This is a genomic window from Sphingopyxis sp. LARHCG72, from assembly GCF_052871675.1.
Genome location: NZ_JBIXJU010000002.1, coordinates 364,039 through 380,273 on the forward strand (window position 1 = coordinate 364,039; position 16,235 = coordinate 380,273).

Sequence of the window (16,235 nt, forward strand, 5' to 3'; positions counted from 1 at the left end):
TCCCGACCGGAACAGCGGTGCGCCTGTCCATGCGCCACATAAGCAAGCAACGCGGTAAAGCGCCGGCGCGCTTCGGCGCGAAGGTCGGGCATGGACAGCCGCTCGCGTATCAGGCGATAAGCGGTTTCCTGAAGGTACGCATGATGGGCGACGTGCCTTGCCGCCGCGAAATATACCTGGGCGGTGCTCGATCTCTGTCGCTCGCATGTCCGGTTGTCAGATCAGGTTCGGGAGAACTCGTGACACTGCGCGCCGTGTGGCAGCATCTTACCGGCGCAGATCAGCCAATCGCCATGTCTCGTCTCGCGCTGGGTCCCGCAGGTTCTTGGCATAACCTTGTCAATGGTCGGGCGTGTCGCTGCACGCTTGCGCCGGGAAGCGATGCACCGCTATGATCTCCTTTCGCGCTCGTTATGGAGAGATGCATTGGACAAGGGGCGTGCCGAGCTTGTCGCCTGGGTTGGTAGTCAGATGCTGCCGCACGAAAGTGATGTCCGCAAATGGCTGCGGAAACGACTGCCCTCCGACGCCGCGATCGACGACATCGTGCAGGAAGCCTATTGCCGGGTCGCCGCGCTCTCGAGCGTGGCCCACATAGACAACGGCCGTGCCTATTTTTTCCGGACGGCTTCGAGCATCTTCATCGACCAGTTGCGGCGCGCGCGCGTTGTACGGATCGACAGTGTGACGGAAATCGGATCGCTGAACGTCGTAGATGAGGAGCCATCGCCCGAGCGCGTGGTTTCGGCCCGACGTGATCTGGCGCGGGTCCGGAAGCTAATCGAGGATCTCCCGGCCAAATGTCGAAGGATAATGGAATTGCGCAGGATCGACGGCCTTCCTCAAAGGGAGGTCGCAGAGCGCTTGGGCGTGACCGAAAATGTGGTCGAAGCGCAATCGATCCGCGGATTGCGCCTGGTGATGAAAGCGCTTGAGGATGAAGGCGCCGCCGACGTCGTGCCCCGGCGCACGTTCGGCCTTGGGCGCAGGGACAAGGCTCGGCATGAACGGCATGACTGACAATGACGCCGCGGCCTGGGCGGTGCGACGGGAAACGATGGGCGACAACCCGCGCTTCCAGGCCGAACTCGATGCCTGGCTTGCCGGGGATCCCCGCCGGTCCGGTGATCTCCTGAAAGCCGAAGCTACCTTGAGTTTTCTCAATCGCGGCCGCGCGCTCCCCGGCTCGGCGGAAGACGCGGATGACGACGCGGCCGCCTCTGTCCCGGCGATGTTTTCGCGGCGAAGGCTTCTCCTCGGCGGCGGGGCGGGAGCGCTGGCGGCGGGTGTCGCGGGCCTCGCCTTGTTCCGCTCCGCGGGCGAGGATTATCGGACCGGCTTCGGCGAAGTGCGGGAGATGGCGCTCGCGGACGGATCGACCGCCAGCATCAATACCGATACCGACCTCTACGTCGCCATCACCGGTAGCGCGCGCCGACTGCGTCTAGTGCACGGCGAGGCATGGTTCGCGGTCCGCAAGGATTCCGCGCGGCCCTTCGAGGTCGAAGCCGGCGATGTGCGCGTACGTGCTTTGGGGACGGCCTTTTCGGTGAGGCGCAAGGGAAGCGAAGTCGAGATACTGGTGACCCACGGGACCGTCGAAACCTCGGTCGCAGGATTTGAGCGCGAGCGGGTCAGGGCATCCGCGGGCACGCGGGTTGTGGCCGCCGCAGGTCGTCCGCCGCAGGCCATCGTAGCGCCGCGGGATGTCGAAAATGCGCTGGCCTGGCGGCGCGGCGAAATCATCCTCGATGGCATGCCGCTCGGCGATGCCGCGGCCGAATTCAACCGATATAATGCACGCAAGATCGTCATCGCCGATCCCGCGTTCGCGCAAGAACGGATGGTCGGGCAATTTAGGATGCGCGAGCCCGAGGCATTCGTGAGAGCGGTGCGAGACGCACTCGGCGCGCGCGTCGCCGATTCGGGAGCTACCTTGCGCATCTACGGGCCGGGAGCGCACGCCGCGGCGCGGTGAGGAGCGATCGGGAAACGTCGCCTGACGGGTCGGTCCGGCGACCGGAAAGGACAGGAGAGTCGGTGGGGGGACGCTGGTCAGTCGCGATCGCGGTTTTCTGCGTTGCGCCCGGCGCTCCGGCCGCCGCGCTGCAGCCGGATGTCCGCAGTTTCGATATCGAAGCGCAGTCCGCGGCAGCGGGCATCCGCCTCTTCGCGCGCCAATCCGGGATCCAGATACTGGTTGCCGAAGCCGCGACGCGAGGAAAGCGCAGCGCGCCCGTCCACGGGGCGTTGCCGGTCCGCGTTGCGCTCGAACGGCTGCTGCGCGGCACGGGTCTCGAAATCGCCTCTTATGACGGGCGCACGGCCGCCTTGCGTCTGCGCGCCATGCGAAAGCCGCCGCGGCGCCGCCCGGCCGTTCCTGCGCTGTCTCCTTCGCGCCCGCCGACTGCGGCCGATGATCCGCCCGCAGAAATCATCGTTACCGCGCTACGGCGCGAGGACCGACTGAGCGAGGTTGCTGCCGCGATAACCGTCTTGCAGGGCGATGTTCTGCAGTCGGGGATTCGCAGCGGCACGCGCGACTATCTGACGGCGATCCCCGGTCTCGGCTATACGGAAAATACGCTGCGGGCGAACCGCATATTCCTGCGCGGCGTGTCCGACGGGATCAGCACCGGAGATCCCGTTACGGGTGTCTATCTCGACGAAATTCCGGTGACCGAAACATTCCAGGCATCGTTCGACCCTGGCGCTCTCGATCTTGAACGCATCGAGGTGGTGCGCGGGCCGCAGGGCACCCTTTATGGTGCCGGCGCGATGGGCGGGACGGTCCGGTTGGTGACGCGAAAGCCCGATCTCTACGAGGCCGAAGGCTATGTCGAGGCAGCGGTCGATATGACACGCGGCGGCGGGACGGGCCGCCGCGCGCATGGCGTCGTCAACCTCCCGATCATCCCCGGGCGGCTCGCCTTGCGCGCGCTGGTCGGCGGCGACCATGACGCGGGATGGATCGACGAGACTGCGCGCGGCGAGCCAAATGCCAACAGCGTCGACATTCGCCAAGCGCGCGTTCAGCTTCTATGGGCTCCTGGCGACGATATGCATGCAACGCTCGCGATGCATCGCCAGGAACGCGAAGCCGGAATCCCTTCCTTCGAGGACCGCGATCTGCCCGAAGGGCAGACGTTTCGCAATTTCCGTCAAGGCGAGACGTCGCGAGCCGATGTCTACAGTTTCGTTCTTTCGCGTGACTGGGACGGCGTTTCGTTCGTCTCGGCGAGCAGTCTCCTGCGCAAGCGAACCGCAAGTCGGACGGCGAATACCCTGACGCCGTTGCTGGCAGCCGCGATCGACGTCAAGCTGACGCCCGGGGAGGATGCTGGGGTAGATTTTTCCGGGCGATCGCGGCGCCTCACGCACGAGATGCGCATTGTCTCGCGCAGCGAGACACGGCTGCACTGGCTCGCGGGCGTGTTCTACGCCGACGACCGCCTTCGCTTCGATCAATATTTCGATCTGTCACAAGCCCCCTCCCTTGCCGCCGCCGCGGGGGAGGCGGGCTTGTTCTCGCTCGCCCAGACCTACCGAGCTAGGCAGCAAGCCTTGTTCGGCGAGTTCAGCTTCGACCTGTCGCCCCGCCTGTCGGCCGTAGCCGGGCTCCGGCTTGCGCACATCAGTCAGACTGGCGCGGGTATCGCCGGCGGTCTCCTCAACGGAGGTCCCGTTTCCTTCCGGCAAAAGGTTTCGACGTCGTCGCTCATACAAAAATATCAGCTGCGCCTCGAGACGGGAGAGGGCCGCAGCCTCTATGCCCAGGCTTCGCAGGGCTATCGTAACGGGGGGCCGGCAGGAAACGTCCCCTTCGACCTTTGTGCAACCGGTCTCGCGGAGATAGGGCGGAACGCGGCGCCGGTCTCCTATCGGCCCGACCGGCTCTGGAGCTATGAAATCGGGACCCGCAACCGGCTGCTCGGTGGCCAGCTGATTGTCAATGGCGCGCTCTATCTCGTCGACTGGCGCGATATGCAGACGGCGCAGGCGCTTCCCTGCGGCTTCTCCTTCACCGTCAACGGCGGGCGAGCAAGAAGCAAGGGCGCGGAACTCGAAGTCACGTTCGAACCCTTGCGGGGGTTACGGCTCGATGCCTCGGCTTCGTTTATCGACGCGCGCCGCACGCGGTCGCTTCCCTTTACCGCAGTCCGTGCCGGCGATCCGCTTCCCTTCGTCGCGCGTTCGTCCTGGAACCTCTCGGCAACCTACCGATGGCGCGCGGCGACGGCGCGGTCGCCGTTCGTCCGGGTGGAGCTCAATCACGTCGGCAAGCGCTGGAGCCCGCCCGCGCCGGCGAGTGCCGGGTTTTTCGAAATGCCTGCGTACACGACGATCAATCTGAGCGCGGGCGTCGATATCTCGGCCTGGTCCGCGGCGCTCGTCGCCAACAATATCACCGACGCGCGCCCAATTTATCGCCGCACACCGGTCTACGACTATGTCGCCGCGCCGCGGACGCTGGCGGTCAGAATTTCGCGTAGTTTCTGAGCTATGGCGACATTTCTCCCGGAGCGAAGGTGCAACGCCTTCGACATTGAAGCGCTGTTGCCCGACAATAATCCGGAATTTTTTCCCCCCACCTGACGGAAATTCGGACGCCGTTCGTCATGAGCTCTGAACGACCGCTTGGCGCGCTCGAGGCGCGCGTTGACGCTCGGGATAGGGGAGAAAATGAATGACGGACCGTAAGATGTGGAAACTGGCGTGGCTTGCGACGGTCGCCATGCCTCTGGCTCTCTCGCCGGCGCATGCCGTCGCCCAGGAAGCGCAGGAGGCAGCTGCGGCGGACGGCGAGAATGACATCGTCGTGACCGCGCTGCGCCGCGAGCAGAGGCTGCAGGACGTGCCGGCCGCGATCTCCGCGCTCGATGGCGACGCCCTGGCTGCCAAGGGGGCACAGGATTATCGCGACTATCTCAACACCGTGCCGGGAGTCAATTTCAGCGACAACGGCTACCGCTCCAGCCGCATCACCATTCGCGGCATTTCGGACGGCTTCGGCGCGACCGATCCGCTGACGGGCATCTACATCGACGAGGCGCCGATCACCGAGGGCGGCCAGCCGACCCTCGACCCCGCGCTGTACGATGTCGATCGCGTCGAAGTGCTCAAGGGGCCGCAGGGCACGCTCTACGGCTCGGGCTCGATGGGCGGCACGGTGCGCGTCATCACGAAGAAGCCGCGCCTCGACATCTTCGAGGGATCGGCGCAGGCGACGATTTCCGACACCCGTGACGGCGGCTGGAATCGCCGCGTCGAGGGCATGCTCAACGTCCCGATAGCGCAGGATCTGTTGGGGCTGCGTGTATCGGGTGGATATCGCAAGGACGACGGGTGGATCGATGATGTCATCCGGAACGAGAAAGACGCAAACACCGTCGAGAAGATCAACGCGCGCGTGCAGCTTCTTCTCAAGCCCGGACCCGACACGTCGATAACCTTTGGGGTCCTCTACCAGAAGGAGAATCTTGGTATCCCGGCCTTCGCCGATACCCAGCTTGGCAGATTCCAGACCGGACGCGTGTTCCGCCAGAACGGAGAGTCCGAATCGCAGCTCTACAGCCTGGCGATCCAGCAGGACTTCGACACGATGACGCTGGTGTCTGCCACCAACTATCTGAAGAAGGACAGCGTCAACAGCATCGATGCGACGACCGCGATAAGGCCGTTGGTGAACCGTTTTGGCGGTATTACGCTCGGCGCGGACGAAGGTGTCGCGGCGAGGACGCCGGGGAATTTCCGGCTGTTCACGCAGGAGATCCGGCTGTCCTCCACCGGCAAGCGCCCGCTCGAGTGGCTCGTCGGCGGATTTTATTCGGATGCCCGCACGGACATTCCGCAAACTTTCGACTTCTCGCAGGCGCCGTCGACGGTTGGGCATATAACGGCCGACGAATTCTATGTTTCAAGAACCGAGCCCCGGACACGTCAGATTGCGGGCTTTGGCGAGCTCACCTACAATATCACCGACCGCCTCGCGGCAACGGCGGGGGTCCGGGTGTTCGACGTCGACCAGAACACGTTGAGCACCGCGAGCGGCCTCCTCAATGGCGGCACCACGACCACCCAGGTGCTGCGCGCGCACAAATCATCGTTCACACAGAAATATCTGCTCAGCTTCCAGGCGACGCGCGACAATCTGATCTATGCGCAGGCTGTCGAGGGTTACCGGAACGGCGGTCCCAACTATTCGCTGTCGCAGGCTGCCTGCGGCGCCGATCTCGCCGCGCTCGGCTATAGCTCGGCACCGACCTCCTACGGCCCCGACAGGCTATGGAACTACGAAATCGGCACCAAGAACAGCCTTGCCGACGGGCGGGTAACGCTGAATGCCGCGGCCTATTATATCGACTGGACCGACATCCAGAGTTCGGTGTCGCTGTCATGCGGCTTCGGGTTCATCGCCAACGCCGGCAAGGCCACGAGCAAGGGCTTCGAACTGGAGGCCGCGGTGCGCCCGACGACGGGGCTCACGCTCAACGCTTCGGTCTCCTACACCGATGCGCGGATCAAGGACGCCGCTCCGGCGACGCAGGCACGCGATGACGATCGCCTGCCGCTGAGCCCGAACTGGTCGTGGAACGTCAGCGGTCAGTATGAGCGGCCGCTCGGCGGAGATCTCAGCGGTTTTGTGCGCGGGGAGGTCAATTATGTAGGCGAGCGCTGGAACGGTTTTTCTGGGGTCGGGCCGCGGGCCCTGGTGCTGGATGGCTATACGACCGCCAGCGCGCGGATCGGTGTGCAGGGAGACAATTGGTCTGCCGCGCTCTTCGCCACCAACCTCTTTGACACGGACATCATATATTTCCAGTCGCTCGGGGGAACGCCCTACGATGTCACCGGCCAGCCGCGTACGATCGGGCTGACGACGCGCATCGGCTTTTGATCGTGCGGCAGGCGCGAGAGGGAAGCAGCGCGAAACGGACAGTGCATCATCTCCTTGCGGGGTTGATGTCCATATCGCTCGTCTTTCCTGTTTCCCTCCTCGCGCAGGCGGCGGGCGAGCCGAGGGAGTTCATGCATGAGATCCCGAAACCCGAGGCCGAATGGCTGAAGGAGGGCGAACAGCGCGGTGCCGGCTGGTTCGATGAACAACGTGGCTTCCTCGAACGTATCGATGCCACACCCGGCTGGCAACGGAGCGCCAGCGGGCTGCGCTTTCGCCGTGAAAGCTCCGCCACGAAGGGCGCAAGGCCCGCGCCGGAATCGTGGGTCAAGGTGCACTATGTTGGGCGTCTTGCGGACGGAACCCTGTTCCATCAGTCGCCCGGCGACGCGCCGGTCGAGGTGCCTCTTGCGGGCGTCGTCACGGGCTGGCGGGAAGGCGTATCGATGATGCGAACGGGCGAGACCTGGCGCTTCGTGATGCCCTCCGCGCTGGGATATGGCGACAGGGGACGGGGTCCCGTCCCCGGCGGCGCGGTGATGGTCTTCGACATCATGTTGGTCGCCGCCGAGACTCCCGCATCAGGCTGAGGCGGCCTGTGACAGCCATTGCCGGCGCGTCCGGCCTTCCTACAGATAATGATCAAAGGGACTGAGGACATGATCGACAATTATAATACGGCGCGCGCAAGCGGTAGATGGCCGAACAGGCTATTGTGGACCGGCATTGCGCTCGTCTTTGCCGGGGTCGCCACGGCCGCGATCGCCGAGCCGGTCCATGGTCCACAGCGTGGCCTTACATCCCCGCGAAGCATCCAGTCGCCTCATAGCGGCGACGCCAGGCCTGTTTCGATCGAAGATCTGTTCACCACGGCGCGATCGGAATCGGCGGTGTGGTCGACCGACGGCAAATCGATCATCTACAATAGCGATCGCGAAGGCCGCATGAATATATGGTCTCGGCCGCTCGGCGGCGGTCCCCCGAGCAAGTTGTCGGATAGCGGCATGCGCGAGGGCGGCGTCGAAATGGCGCCCGATGGCCGCTCCATCCTGTTCGCGGGTGACGAGGACGGCCGCCAGATCTTCGACCTTTATAGCCTGCCTGCCGAAGGGGGCGACGCCGTCAACCTCACGGCGACCGGCAACGTCAGCGAAACCGCCGGCATAGCTTCCGCCGACGGCCGCTTCGTCGCCTTTGCACGGCGACCCGCGAAATCGCCGTCCTACGACATCGCGGTGATGGACCTCGCCAGCCGCGAGGTGCGATCGCTGACAAAGGAATTGACAGAAGGTATCCAGTGGATGCCGGTCGCGCTCTCGAGGGACAGTCGCTACATCCTCGCCAATCGCTTCGACTGGAGCCTGTCCGTTGGCGAGGTGTATCTTGTCAATGTGACAAACGGCGAGGCGACGCGTCTGACGCCGCCAGGCCGCTATGCCCGCGCCGGAGATATCTCCCCCGACGGCCGCCTGGTCAGTGCTTCGCTCGAAAACGAGGCGGGCGTAAGACAGGCGATCCTCATCGACGTGGCGAAGCGCACGACGATTTCGCTGCCCCAAAGCGAATGGGAGCAGACCGCGGGCCGCTTTTCGCCCGACGGCCGATCGCTGATCGTGACGACCAATGTCGACGGACGCGACATCGTCTCGCTCCATGATGTCGTCGGCCGTAAGTCACGGACGCTGCGCCTGCCTGCCGGCGTGAGCAGTTCTCAAGGCTATACGACGGGTCTGCCACGCTTCTCGCCCGACGGGCGCCGCCTGCTTTTTCTCCATACTTCGGGAGCCGACCCAATGGACTATTGGGTCTATGATCTGGCGACGAACCACGCAGGACGGGTGACAGATCTAGGCGGCGCGCTAAGGGGGCTGCCTCGGACGCAGATCATACACTATCCGAGCAGCGATAGCAGTGTCATCAGCGCCGTGCTCTGGATGCCGAGCAATTTGAAGCGTGACGGAACCAACCGCGCGGTCGTCCTTGCGCATGGCGGGCCGACCGGTCAGGCCACCGATGCGTTCGATCGCACGGCCGCGGCGCTGGCGTCGCGCGGCTATATCGTGATAGCGCCGAACTTCCGCGGTTCGACTGGCTATGGCCGGGCCTTCCGCGATGCCAATCGCATGGACCTTGGCGGCGGCGATCTCGCCGACATTGTCGCTGGTGCGGACTTCCTGATCGGTACCGGCTATGTCGATCCCGGACGGATCGGCATCACGGGCGGTTCTTATGGCGGTGCCATGACGATGATGGCGATTGCGAAGACGCCCGAACGCTGGGCGGCCGCGGTGGAAATGTTCGGCATCGTCAACTGGCGGACCATGTGGGAGCAAGGCGCGCCGCAGAACCGCCGGTATCAGGAGGGGCTGATCGGCGATCCGGTGAAGAACCCGGAGGTCTATGATCGCGCAAGCCCGCTGACCTATCTTCACGCGGTCCGCGCTCCGTTGCTGGTGCTGCACGGCGAAAACGATCCGCTGGTCCCTGCGATCGAGGCGCGCCAGGTCGTCGATGCGCTTCGGCGTCAGGGCAGCGTCGTCGATGCGCATTTTTATCCCGGGGAAGGCCACGGCTTCGCGAAACGCGAAAACCAGATCGACGTGCTCGAACGGACCGTCGCCTGGTTCGATCGCCATATGGGCCGGAAATAGCATGGGCGGCGCAGCGATCCTCCCGCAGATATACAGCCGGGCGAGCTGACACGATGCTCATACTCCTTGCCATCGCCGTACTCGTCGTCGGGCTCGTGATGCGGTTCAATCCGCTGCTCGTCGTGCTCGCTTCCGCCGCCGCCGCCGGGGCTGCCTCGGGTCTGCCGCCCGCCGAATTGCTCGCAACCTTCGGCAAGGCCTTCAACACCAACCGCTTCGTCATGATCGTGTTTCTGGTGGTGCCGGTCATCGGCATGCTCGAAAGCCACGGCATCCAGGAGCATGCGCGCCAGTTGGTCGCGCAGCTGCGCGGGCTGACCGTAGGCCGGCTCCTGTTCTTCTACCTGATCGCGCGGCAGCTCTCGTCCGCTGTCGGCCTGACCCAGCTTGGCGGGCAAGTCACCATGGTGCGCCCGATCCTGGGACCCATGGTCGAGGAGGCCGCACTGGCGCAGGATGGAGCGGAAGCGGACACGGACCGCGCCAAGGCGATGGCGGCGGGAACCGACAATATCGGCCTGTTCTTCGGCGAAGATATCTTTCTGGCGATCGGTTCGATCCTTCTCATGGTCAGCGTATTGCAGGGCTATGGCCTGAAGGTGGAACCGCTCGCCCTCTCGCTGTGGGCCATCCCTACGGCGATTGCCGCCCTCGTCATTCATGGCGGCCGGTTGCTCCTGCTCCATCGCGAGGGCGGACGCAGATGATTGGCTTGCCTCATGTCTATGTCATGACGGGAACGATGTTCGCCGGCTATGCGGTGCTCACGCTCGTCGACCGGCACGACGCAAAGCGGTTCGGCACCGCATTGCTCTGGGCGCTGCTCGGCGCCAGCTTTCTGTTCGGCGACTATCTCGCTGATACCTCCAACGGGGTGCTCGCGGTCGCCATCGCTGCGGTTGGCGGGCTTGGTCTGACGGCGCCCGCCGCCGGGGCCAAAGCCGATCGCGCCGCGCGCGAGGACGAGGCGGCGCAGCACGGAAACCGGCTGTTCGGGCCGGCGCTGCTGATCCCCGTCGTCGCGATCGTGGGAACACTCCTGTTCTGGAATGTTCCGGACCTCGTCCGGCCAGGAGAGGAAACGATCGTCGCGCTCGCGCTGGGTGCTATCCTTGCACTGCTCCTTTGCATGGGGTGGTTTCGCGCCGGACCGATAACGCCGCTGCGCGAGGGGTTGCGGCTGATGGACGGCATCGGCTGGGCCGCGCTTCTGCCGCAGATGCTCGCGAGTCTGGGCACCATATTCGCGCTGGCCGGCATGGGCGAGGTACTGGGGAAGCTGATCGGCTATGTCCCGACCGGCGGCAGCCTCCTCGCACTTGTAGCGATTTATTCGATCGGCATGGCGCTGCTCACCATCCTCATGGGCAATGCGCTTGCCGCGTTTCCGGTGATGTTTGCGGCCATGGGCGCACCGCTGCTCGTGCATGCCGATGGCGGCAATCCGGCCGCGGTTGCCGCCATCGGCATGCTCGCGGGCTTCTGCGGCACATTGCTCACTCCGATGGCGGCGAATTTCAACCTCGTTCCGGCAGCACTGCTCGAACTGCGCGACCAATATGGCGTCATCCGCGCCCAGGCCCCGACCGCGCTTGCGATGCTCGCCGCGAATATCCTCATCCTCTATGCTCTCGGGTTCCCCCATTGATGCACAATCTTACGATCGACCGCGCCGCACAGTTTGCTGGACTCACGCTTGGCCATCTCGGACGCGAATATCCAAGCAAGCTCGATCAGGTGCTGACCGGTCCCGAGGACCTGCTGGCGCCATCGCGCTTGCACCCCATCTTTTACGGCAGCTTCGACTGGCACAGCTGCGTTCATGGCTGGTGGCAGGTGATGCGCCTTCTGCGGCTCTTTCCGGCGATGCAGCAGGCGTCCGCGATCCGCGAGCGGGCCGATGCGATGCTCGTGTCCGGAAAGATAGCCGGGGAACTGGCCTACCTCGACCGGCCGGGCGCGCAGGGGTTCGAGCGGCCCTACGGCTGGGCCTGGCTGCTCGCGCTGCATCAGGAACTCGCTTTGCATGATGGCCAGCCTTGGGCGGCGGCGCTCGAGCCGCTGGCGCGAGCGTTCGCCCGGCGCTTCCATGATTTCCTGCCGCGGCTGACCTATCCGCTGCGCGTGGGCACGCATTATAATATCGCGTTTGCGCTCGTCCTCGCGCGGCGCTGGGCGGTCGGGCATGATCCCGCGCTTAAGGCCCTGATCCACGAGCGCGCCCTCGGCTGGTTCGCGAGCGACCGGGCTTGTCAGGCGTGGGAACCCGGCGGCGACGAATTCCTGTCGCCGGCGCTGATCGAGGCGCTCCTGATGAGCGAAGTCCTGCCCGCCGACGCGTTTGCCCGCTGGTTCGACGGCTTCCTGCCGGCGATCGGCGAAGGCGAGCCGGCGACGTTGCTCGCGCCGGTCATCGTGTCGGACCGAAGCGACGGGAAGATCGCCCATCTCGACGGGCTGAACCTCAGCCGCGCCTGGTGCTGGCGCACGCTTGCTCGCCGCCTGCCGGAAGATCACGCGCTCATCAGGCGCGCGCGCGCCGCGGCGGACGATCATCTGACGGCGGCATTACCGCATCTGGCAGGCGACTATATGGGCGAACATTGGCTCGCGACTTTCGCGCTCCTTGCGCTTGAAGCCGTCGAAACCTCCGATGCGAGCGGCTTCGACCGGTTGGCGCAGGGCTTTCAGCTATGATGACGAAAAAGGGGAACAAGGTGCTTCGTTGCACGACATTATTCGTACTGTTGGCTGTCCTGGGGTCAGTGACCCCGGTGCAGGCCGAGCGACCGGCCGTGACCGAAGCGATGCGCCCCTATGTCAGCGAAGACGCCCCTGTCATCGCGCTGGTCCATGCGCGCGTCATCGACGGCACCGGCGCGCCGGCGCGGGAGGGCCGCACGCTGATCTTGCGCAATGGCAATATCGAAGCGGTCGGTAACGACGGCGAGGTCGACATCCCGGCCGGCGCGAAGATTATCGATTTGACGGGCAAGACGGTACTTCCCGGACTCGTCCATTTGCACGAACATCTCTGGATGTTCGGGGGCGATGCCGTCCTCGGCGTCAGCGATTCCTATCCCAGGCTGTATCTCGCCGCCGGTGTAACCTCGATCCGCACCGCAGGGTCTTATAATCCCTATATCGACCTCAGAGCGCGCGACCGGATCGAGGCGGGCGAAGCGGTCGGGCCATGGATGGATCTTTCGATCTATCTCGATCTCTTCGGCGCGCCGCGCCTCGCCGACGCCGAAGCCACGCGGAAATATCTGAATTTCTGGCTGGATAGCGGGTTCACCTCGGTCAAGGCCTATGGCTACACCAATCGTATCGCGCTCGAGGCCGCAATCGCGTTGGCCCACGCCCGGGACGTGAAAGTCACGGGACATCTGTGCATGGTGTCATATCGTGAGGCCGCCGAACTCGGCATCGACGATATCGAGCATGGCTTTGCCATGGTGCCCGATTTCGTGTTCGCAGAACCGGCGCGAAAAAGGCGTGCTGCGACAAAGGTAGACGTCCAGGCCGAACGCGAGTGCGGCGAGCGCGCCCTAGCGGGTCTTGCGGACGTTGACCCGCGTGGCCGCGAGGCGAAGGCGTTGATCGATACGCTTGTCGCGCGCCGGGTTGCCGTCACTTCGACGCTGCCCGCACTGGAGGACCTCGTCTCCGAAATCCCGCCCCAGACGGGCATCGACATGCTGGCACCGCCGATCCGGGATTATCACCGCGCATATCGAGCCCGGACAGACAGCCCCGCGGGGCAGCGGCTGGTTCTGACCGCCGAAAGTCTCCGCAAGACCGCCGTCATCGAACGCGAATTCATGAAGGCGGGCGGCCTGCTCGTCGCTGGAACCGACCCGGCGGTGCCCTCGGCGGGTGTTGTCGCCGGTTACAGCAACGCGCGACAGCTCGAACTGATGGTCGAATTCGGCTTCACCCCACTGGAGGCGATCCGCGTTTCGACGCTCAACGGGGCGATCTACCTGGGTCGCGACAAACGCGTCGGATCGATTGCGCCGAACAAGCAGGCAGACCTGCTGATTGTCAGCGGCGACCCATCAAGAACCATTTCAGACATCCGCAACGTCTTTGTCGTATTCAAGCAGGGCATTGGATATGATCCTGCGAAACTGCGGGAGTCCGTGCGCGGCAAAGTCGGTCTGATGTGAGGGTTAGCGTAGCCCCGGCCTGAGAAGGAGTGTCGGTCGTCCAATCCCGCTGCGCATGGTCAGTTCCACGGAACGCGCGGAAGGGGGAGGACTCGTCGGTCCGACCTTGCCGAGCTGGGTTCGGCGGTCATCCACGATATCAAAGGCTGGAAACGACTGCTGACCGCAGCGCCGCGCTCGCGCTGTTCGAAGCATCCGGTATCGACAATATCGCACCTGCCGTTCAGCAACGTTGCATGCCGGTTGAACAGGCGCTCGTTGCTCACGGGCGGGGCATAGTGCCCGCACAAGTCCGCGATAAGCTCAGCGGCTTCCGGCCGCAACAAGCTGCAAGAGCTTGGACCGCAATCGTCCGGGGTCCATTTGGGGCTCTGTCACCCCGAATAGGGTTAATATTACGGGCCGATCCACCCTTTTGGGAATAACCGGGGAGCCGCCAAGGACCGGCCCAATGGGGCTAGCCTTCCGCCGCCCGCCGGTGTCACAACTGTCGTGCCGCAGCGGCCCCGGGCTCTTGCCAATATCCTGTGGTTATCGGTTCGGCCTCTCCGCGGCCGAACCCCCTGCAGCTGACGCTTGAATTCTGAATCAACCGCACCAGATCGGATTGCCGGTTAGCCCGTATCTTCTGAAACGCGGATCGGAGTTGCGATCGCGCCGTATTCCTCGTGATACCGAACTCTTGCGACGACGCTGTGGGGTCGAGACCCTGAGTAAGCCGTATGGCTAACTCCGCCTCTGCGCCGGTCAGGTCGAAAAGCCTGCACAGATCAGACGGCACGCTGCTCATTTCGCGTGCCGGATCGGACGCCATGATGACCGCCGTGCGGGTCAACGGCGCGTTCAATCCGACAGGCTTTGGCCCCGACGCGATTACCGCGGTCATTGGCAGGTCGATCTTTTCCCATTGGATGGTAAACAGGCAGCTTTCAGGTTCGCTCGCATTCGACTGCGCCTCCGCGCTATCGCGGATGGCGCGGGTCAAGCTGACCTGCCCCTTGGTGAAGGCGTGCGGAACACAATCTTGTGATCAGGCGGCCTTCTTCGCTGGAGCTATTTGGCGTTCGATAAAGTCCGAGAGCGCTGCCCTGCGTGCGTCCCTGTCAAGCGAATAGGCGCGTTGCTTGAACACCGTCCCGTCAAGCAACGCCGCAATGTAGCCGGCCAACGTATCCGCAGCCATGATCAATGCGGCATCGAGCAAATGGATGTATTTGCTGGTTACCGACCCCTTCGCATGCCCCATCAGCGCAGCGATCGTCACTTCGGTAAAACCCAGGTCGTTTCCGATACTCGCGAAGCTGTGACGCAATACATGGGGTGTGACCCCCTCCAGCGGTGATCCGATGAAAATCTCGTTCCACTGATTGGGCAGGCCGCCGAAGTATGTATCCTCGCCTCTTGGACCTGGGAAAACATAAGTGCCATTCTCCTCGCTTTCGCGCTGTTCGAGGAATTCTACGACGGGCAGGCCGATGGGCCGGACCGATTTTCCCTCCTTGCTATCTGAAAGTCGGAGGCAGCTTCCGTCGATATCCACGTCACACCATTTGAGCATGATGATCTCGCTGCGCCGACATCCTGTAAGAGCGATTTGCCGAATAATTTCGATCGTTGGTCTGTACCGCTCGACCTCTGCGGCCGCCTTCAGCATTCGGCCAAGGATCCGATACTCGGCGTCGTTCAGGCGCCGGGACCGTACATTATCCTTGGGCCGCTTGATGCCATGAGCTGGATTGCTGTCGATAATGCCGAGATCGACGGCGTAGGTCAGTATCCCGCCGATAAGGCCAAGCGTTCTGGCCGCAGTGCCAGGTCCGCCCCGAACGTTGGCACGGCCACGAAGCTTTTCAGTCTTGATGAACGCTCTTGTCTTGCCCGCCATGATGTCGCGCATGACCTTCGTCAGGATCGCTTTCGTGAGATCCTTCACGCGGCGGGTGCCGAGGAGCGGAATGACGTGGCGTTCGATCCGACCTAGATCGATGTCGACTGTTGACTTCTTCTTCGGTCGGCCGCCTTTCCCGAGGATCAGACCGTCTCTCAGATCCTGCACATAGGCGTCGCACAACTCTTTCATCGACATGGCCTTGTTCAGCTCCGCCCGATCCTCCGCCGGATCTTCACCTTGGGCGACGCGGCCAAGTTGGGACCTTGCCTCGCGCCGAGCTGTTTCAGGTGTCCAAACACCATGAAGTCCGATCGTGTAGCGGCGCGATCGTCCATCACACCGGTACTGGATGAGGTAGCTACGCTTGCCGGTAGGAAACACGCGGAGCCCGAAGCCGGGCAGTTCATTATCCCAGAGGACATAATCTTTGACCTCTGCTACAGCAGTTTCGACGACGCGTTTCGTGAGTCTGACCATCGTGTCTTCTCCCGATATGCCCGTTTTCGCGTAAGCACCACGTAAGCACGCGGATGGAAATTGGGGCGAATGCAAGGTTACGACAGCGAAACTCACCAGCTCAAGAATTTCGTTTACTTAGAGTATTTTAGCGTAGTAAAACTTGC

The 16,235-nt window shown here is 63.8% G+C and carries 12 protein-coding genes; 10 read left to right on the forward strand and 2 right to left on the reverse strand.

The genetic code is table 11. From position 1 onward, the window contains the following. The first annotated feature begins 426 nt into the window (after nucleotides 1-426). The 10 genes from ACIPPQ_RS06880 (at nucleotide 427) to ACIPPQ_RS06925 (ending at nucleotide 13,721) form a co-directional block, all read left to right on the forward strand. The gene (locus ACIPPQ_RS06880) at nucleotides 427-1,020 is read left to right on the forward strand and encodes an RNA polymerase sigma factor (protein ID WP_446543391.1); all 594 of its coding nucleotides are present in this window, start codon (nucleotides 427-429) and stop codon (nucleotides 1,018-1,020) included. Continuing rightward, entirely contained in the window at nucleotides 1,004-1,978 is a 975-nt protein-coding gene (locus ACIPPQ_RS06885) for a FecR family protein (protein WP_446543392.1), read from the forward strand. Before ACIPPQ_RS06880 ends, ACIPPQ_RS06885 begins: the two co-directional genes overlap by 17 nt. A 62-nt stretch (nucleotides 1,979-2,040) precedes the next feature. Then, entirely contained in the window at nucleotides 2,041-4,500 is a 2,460-nt protein-coding gene (locus ACIPPQ_RS06890; protein ID WP_446543393.1) for a TonB-dependent receptor domain-containing protein, read from the forward strand. A gap of 187 nt (nucleotides 4,501-4,687) precedes the next feature. Continuing rightward, nucleotides 4,688-6,898: a TonB-dependent receptor gene (locus tag ACIPPQ_RS06895; protein WP_446543394.1), complete on the forward strand. Its 2,211-nt coding sequence runs from the start codon at nucleotides 4,688-4,690 to the stop codon at nucleotides 6,896-6,898. A 2-nt stretch (nucleotides 6,899-6,900) separates the two neighbouring features. Continuing rightward, nucleotides 6,901-7,488 (forward strand): FKBP-type peptidyl-prolyl cis-trans isomerase, encoded by a 588-nt coding sequence (locus ACIPPQ_RS06900; RefSeq protein ID WP_446543530.1) that lies wholly within the window; start codon nucleotides 6,901-6,903, stop codon nucleotides 7,486-7,488. Between the two features lie 69 nt (nucleotides 7,489-7,557). After that, nucleotides 7,558-9,549, forward strand: coding sequence for a S9 family peptidase (locus ACIPPQ_RS06905; protein ID WP_446543395.1), 1,992 nt, complete (start codon nucleotides 7,558-7,560; stop codon nucleotides 9,547-9,549). A gap of 53 nt (nucleotides 9,550-9,602) precedes the next feature. Then, nucleotides 9,603-10,256 carry a 5-oxoproline transporter, DUF969 family subunit gene (locus ACIPPQ_RS06910; protein WP_446543396.1) on the forward strand — a complete coding sequence of 218 codons (654 nt, stop codon included), beginning with the start codon at nucleotides 9,603-9,605 and terminating at the stop codon, nucleotides 10,254-10,256. Next, nucleotides 10,253-11,197, forward strand: coding sequence for a DUF979 domain-containing protein (locus tag ACIPPQ_RS06915; RefSeq protein ID WP_446543397.1), 945 nt, complete (start codon nucleotides 10,253-10,255; stop codon nucleotides 11,195-11,197). Before ACIPPQ_RS06910 ends, ACIPPQ_RS06915 begins: the two co-directional genes overlap by 4 nt. Continuing rightward, the gene (locus ACIPPQ_RS06920) at nucleotides 11,197-12,246 is read left to right on the forward strand and encodes a DUF2891 domain-containing protein (protein ID WP_446543398.1); all 1,050 of its coding nucleotides are present in this window, start codon (nucleotides 11,197-11,199) and stop codon (nucleotides 12,244-12,246) included. The genes ACIPPQ_RS06915 and ACIPPQ_RS06920 overlap by 1 nt, the downstream gene beginning before the upstream one ends. Further along, a complete protein-coding gene (locus tag ACIPPQ_RS06925; RefSeq protein ID WP_446543399.1) occupies nucleotides 12,243-13,721 on the forward strand; it encodes an amidohydrolase family protein in 1,479 nt (492 codons plus the stop codon). Before ACIPPQ_RS06920 ends, ACIPPQ_RS06925 begins: the two co-directional genes overlap by 4 nt. A 481-nt stretch (nucleotides 13,722-14,202) precedes the next feature. On the opposite strand, the gene ACIPPQ_RS06930 is transcribed toward ACIPPQ_RS06925, so the two are convergent. Next, the gene (locus tag ACIPPQ_RS06930; RefSeq protein WP_446543400.1) at nucleotides 14,203-14,706 is read right to left on the reverse strand and encodes a helix-turn-helix transcriptional regulator; all 504 of its coding nucleotides are present in this window, start codon (nucleotides 14,704-14,706) and stop codon (nucleotides 14,203-14,205) included. 45 nt (nucleotides 14,707-14,751) lie between these two features. Beyond that, nucleotides 14,752-16,089 carry a tyrosine-type recombinase/integrase gene (locus tag ACIPPQ_RS06935; RefSeq protein ID WP_446543401.1) on the reverse strand — a complete coding sequence of 446 codons (1,338 nt, stop codon included), beginning with the start codon at nucleotides 16,087-16,089 and terminating at the stop codon, nucleotides 14,752-14,754. Nucleotides 16,090-16,235 lie beyond the last annotated feature (146 nt).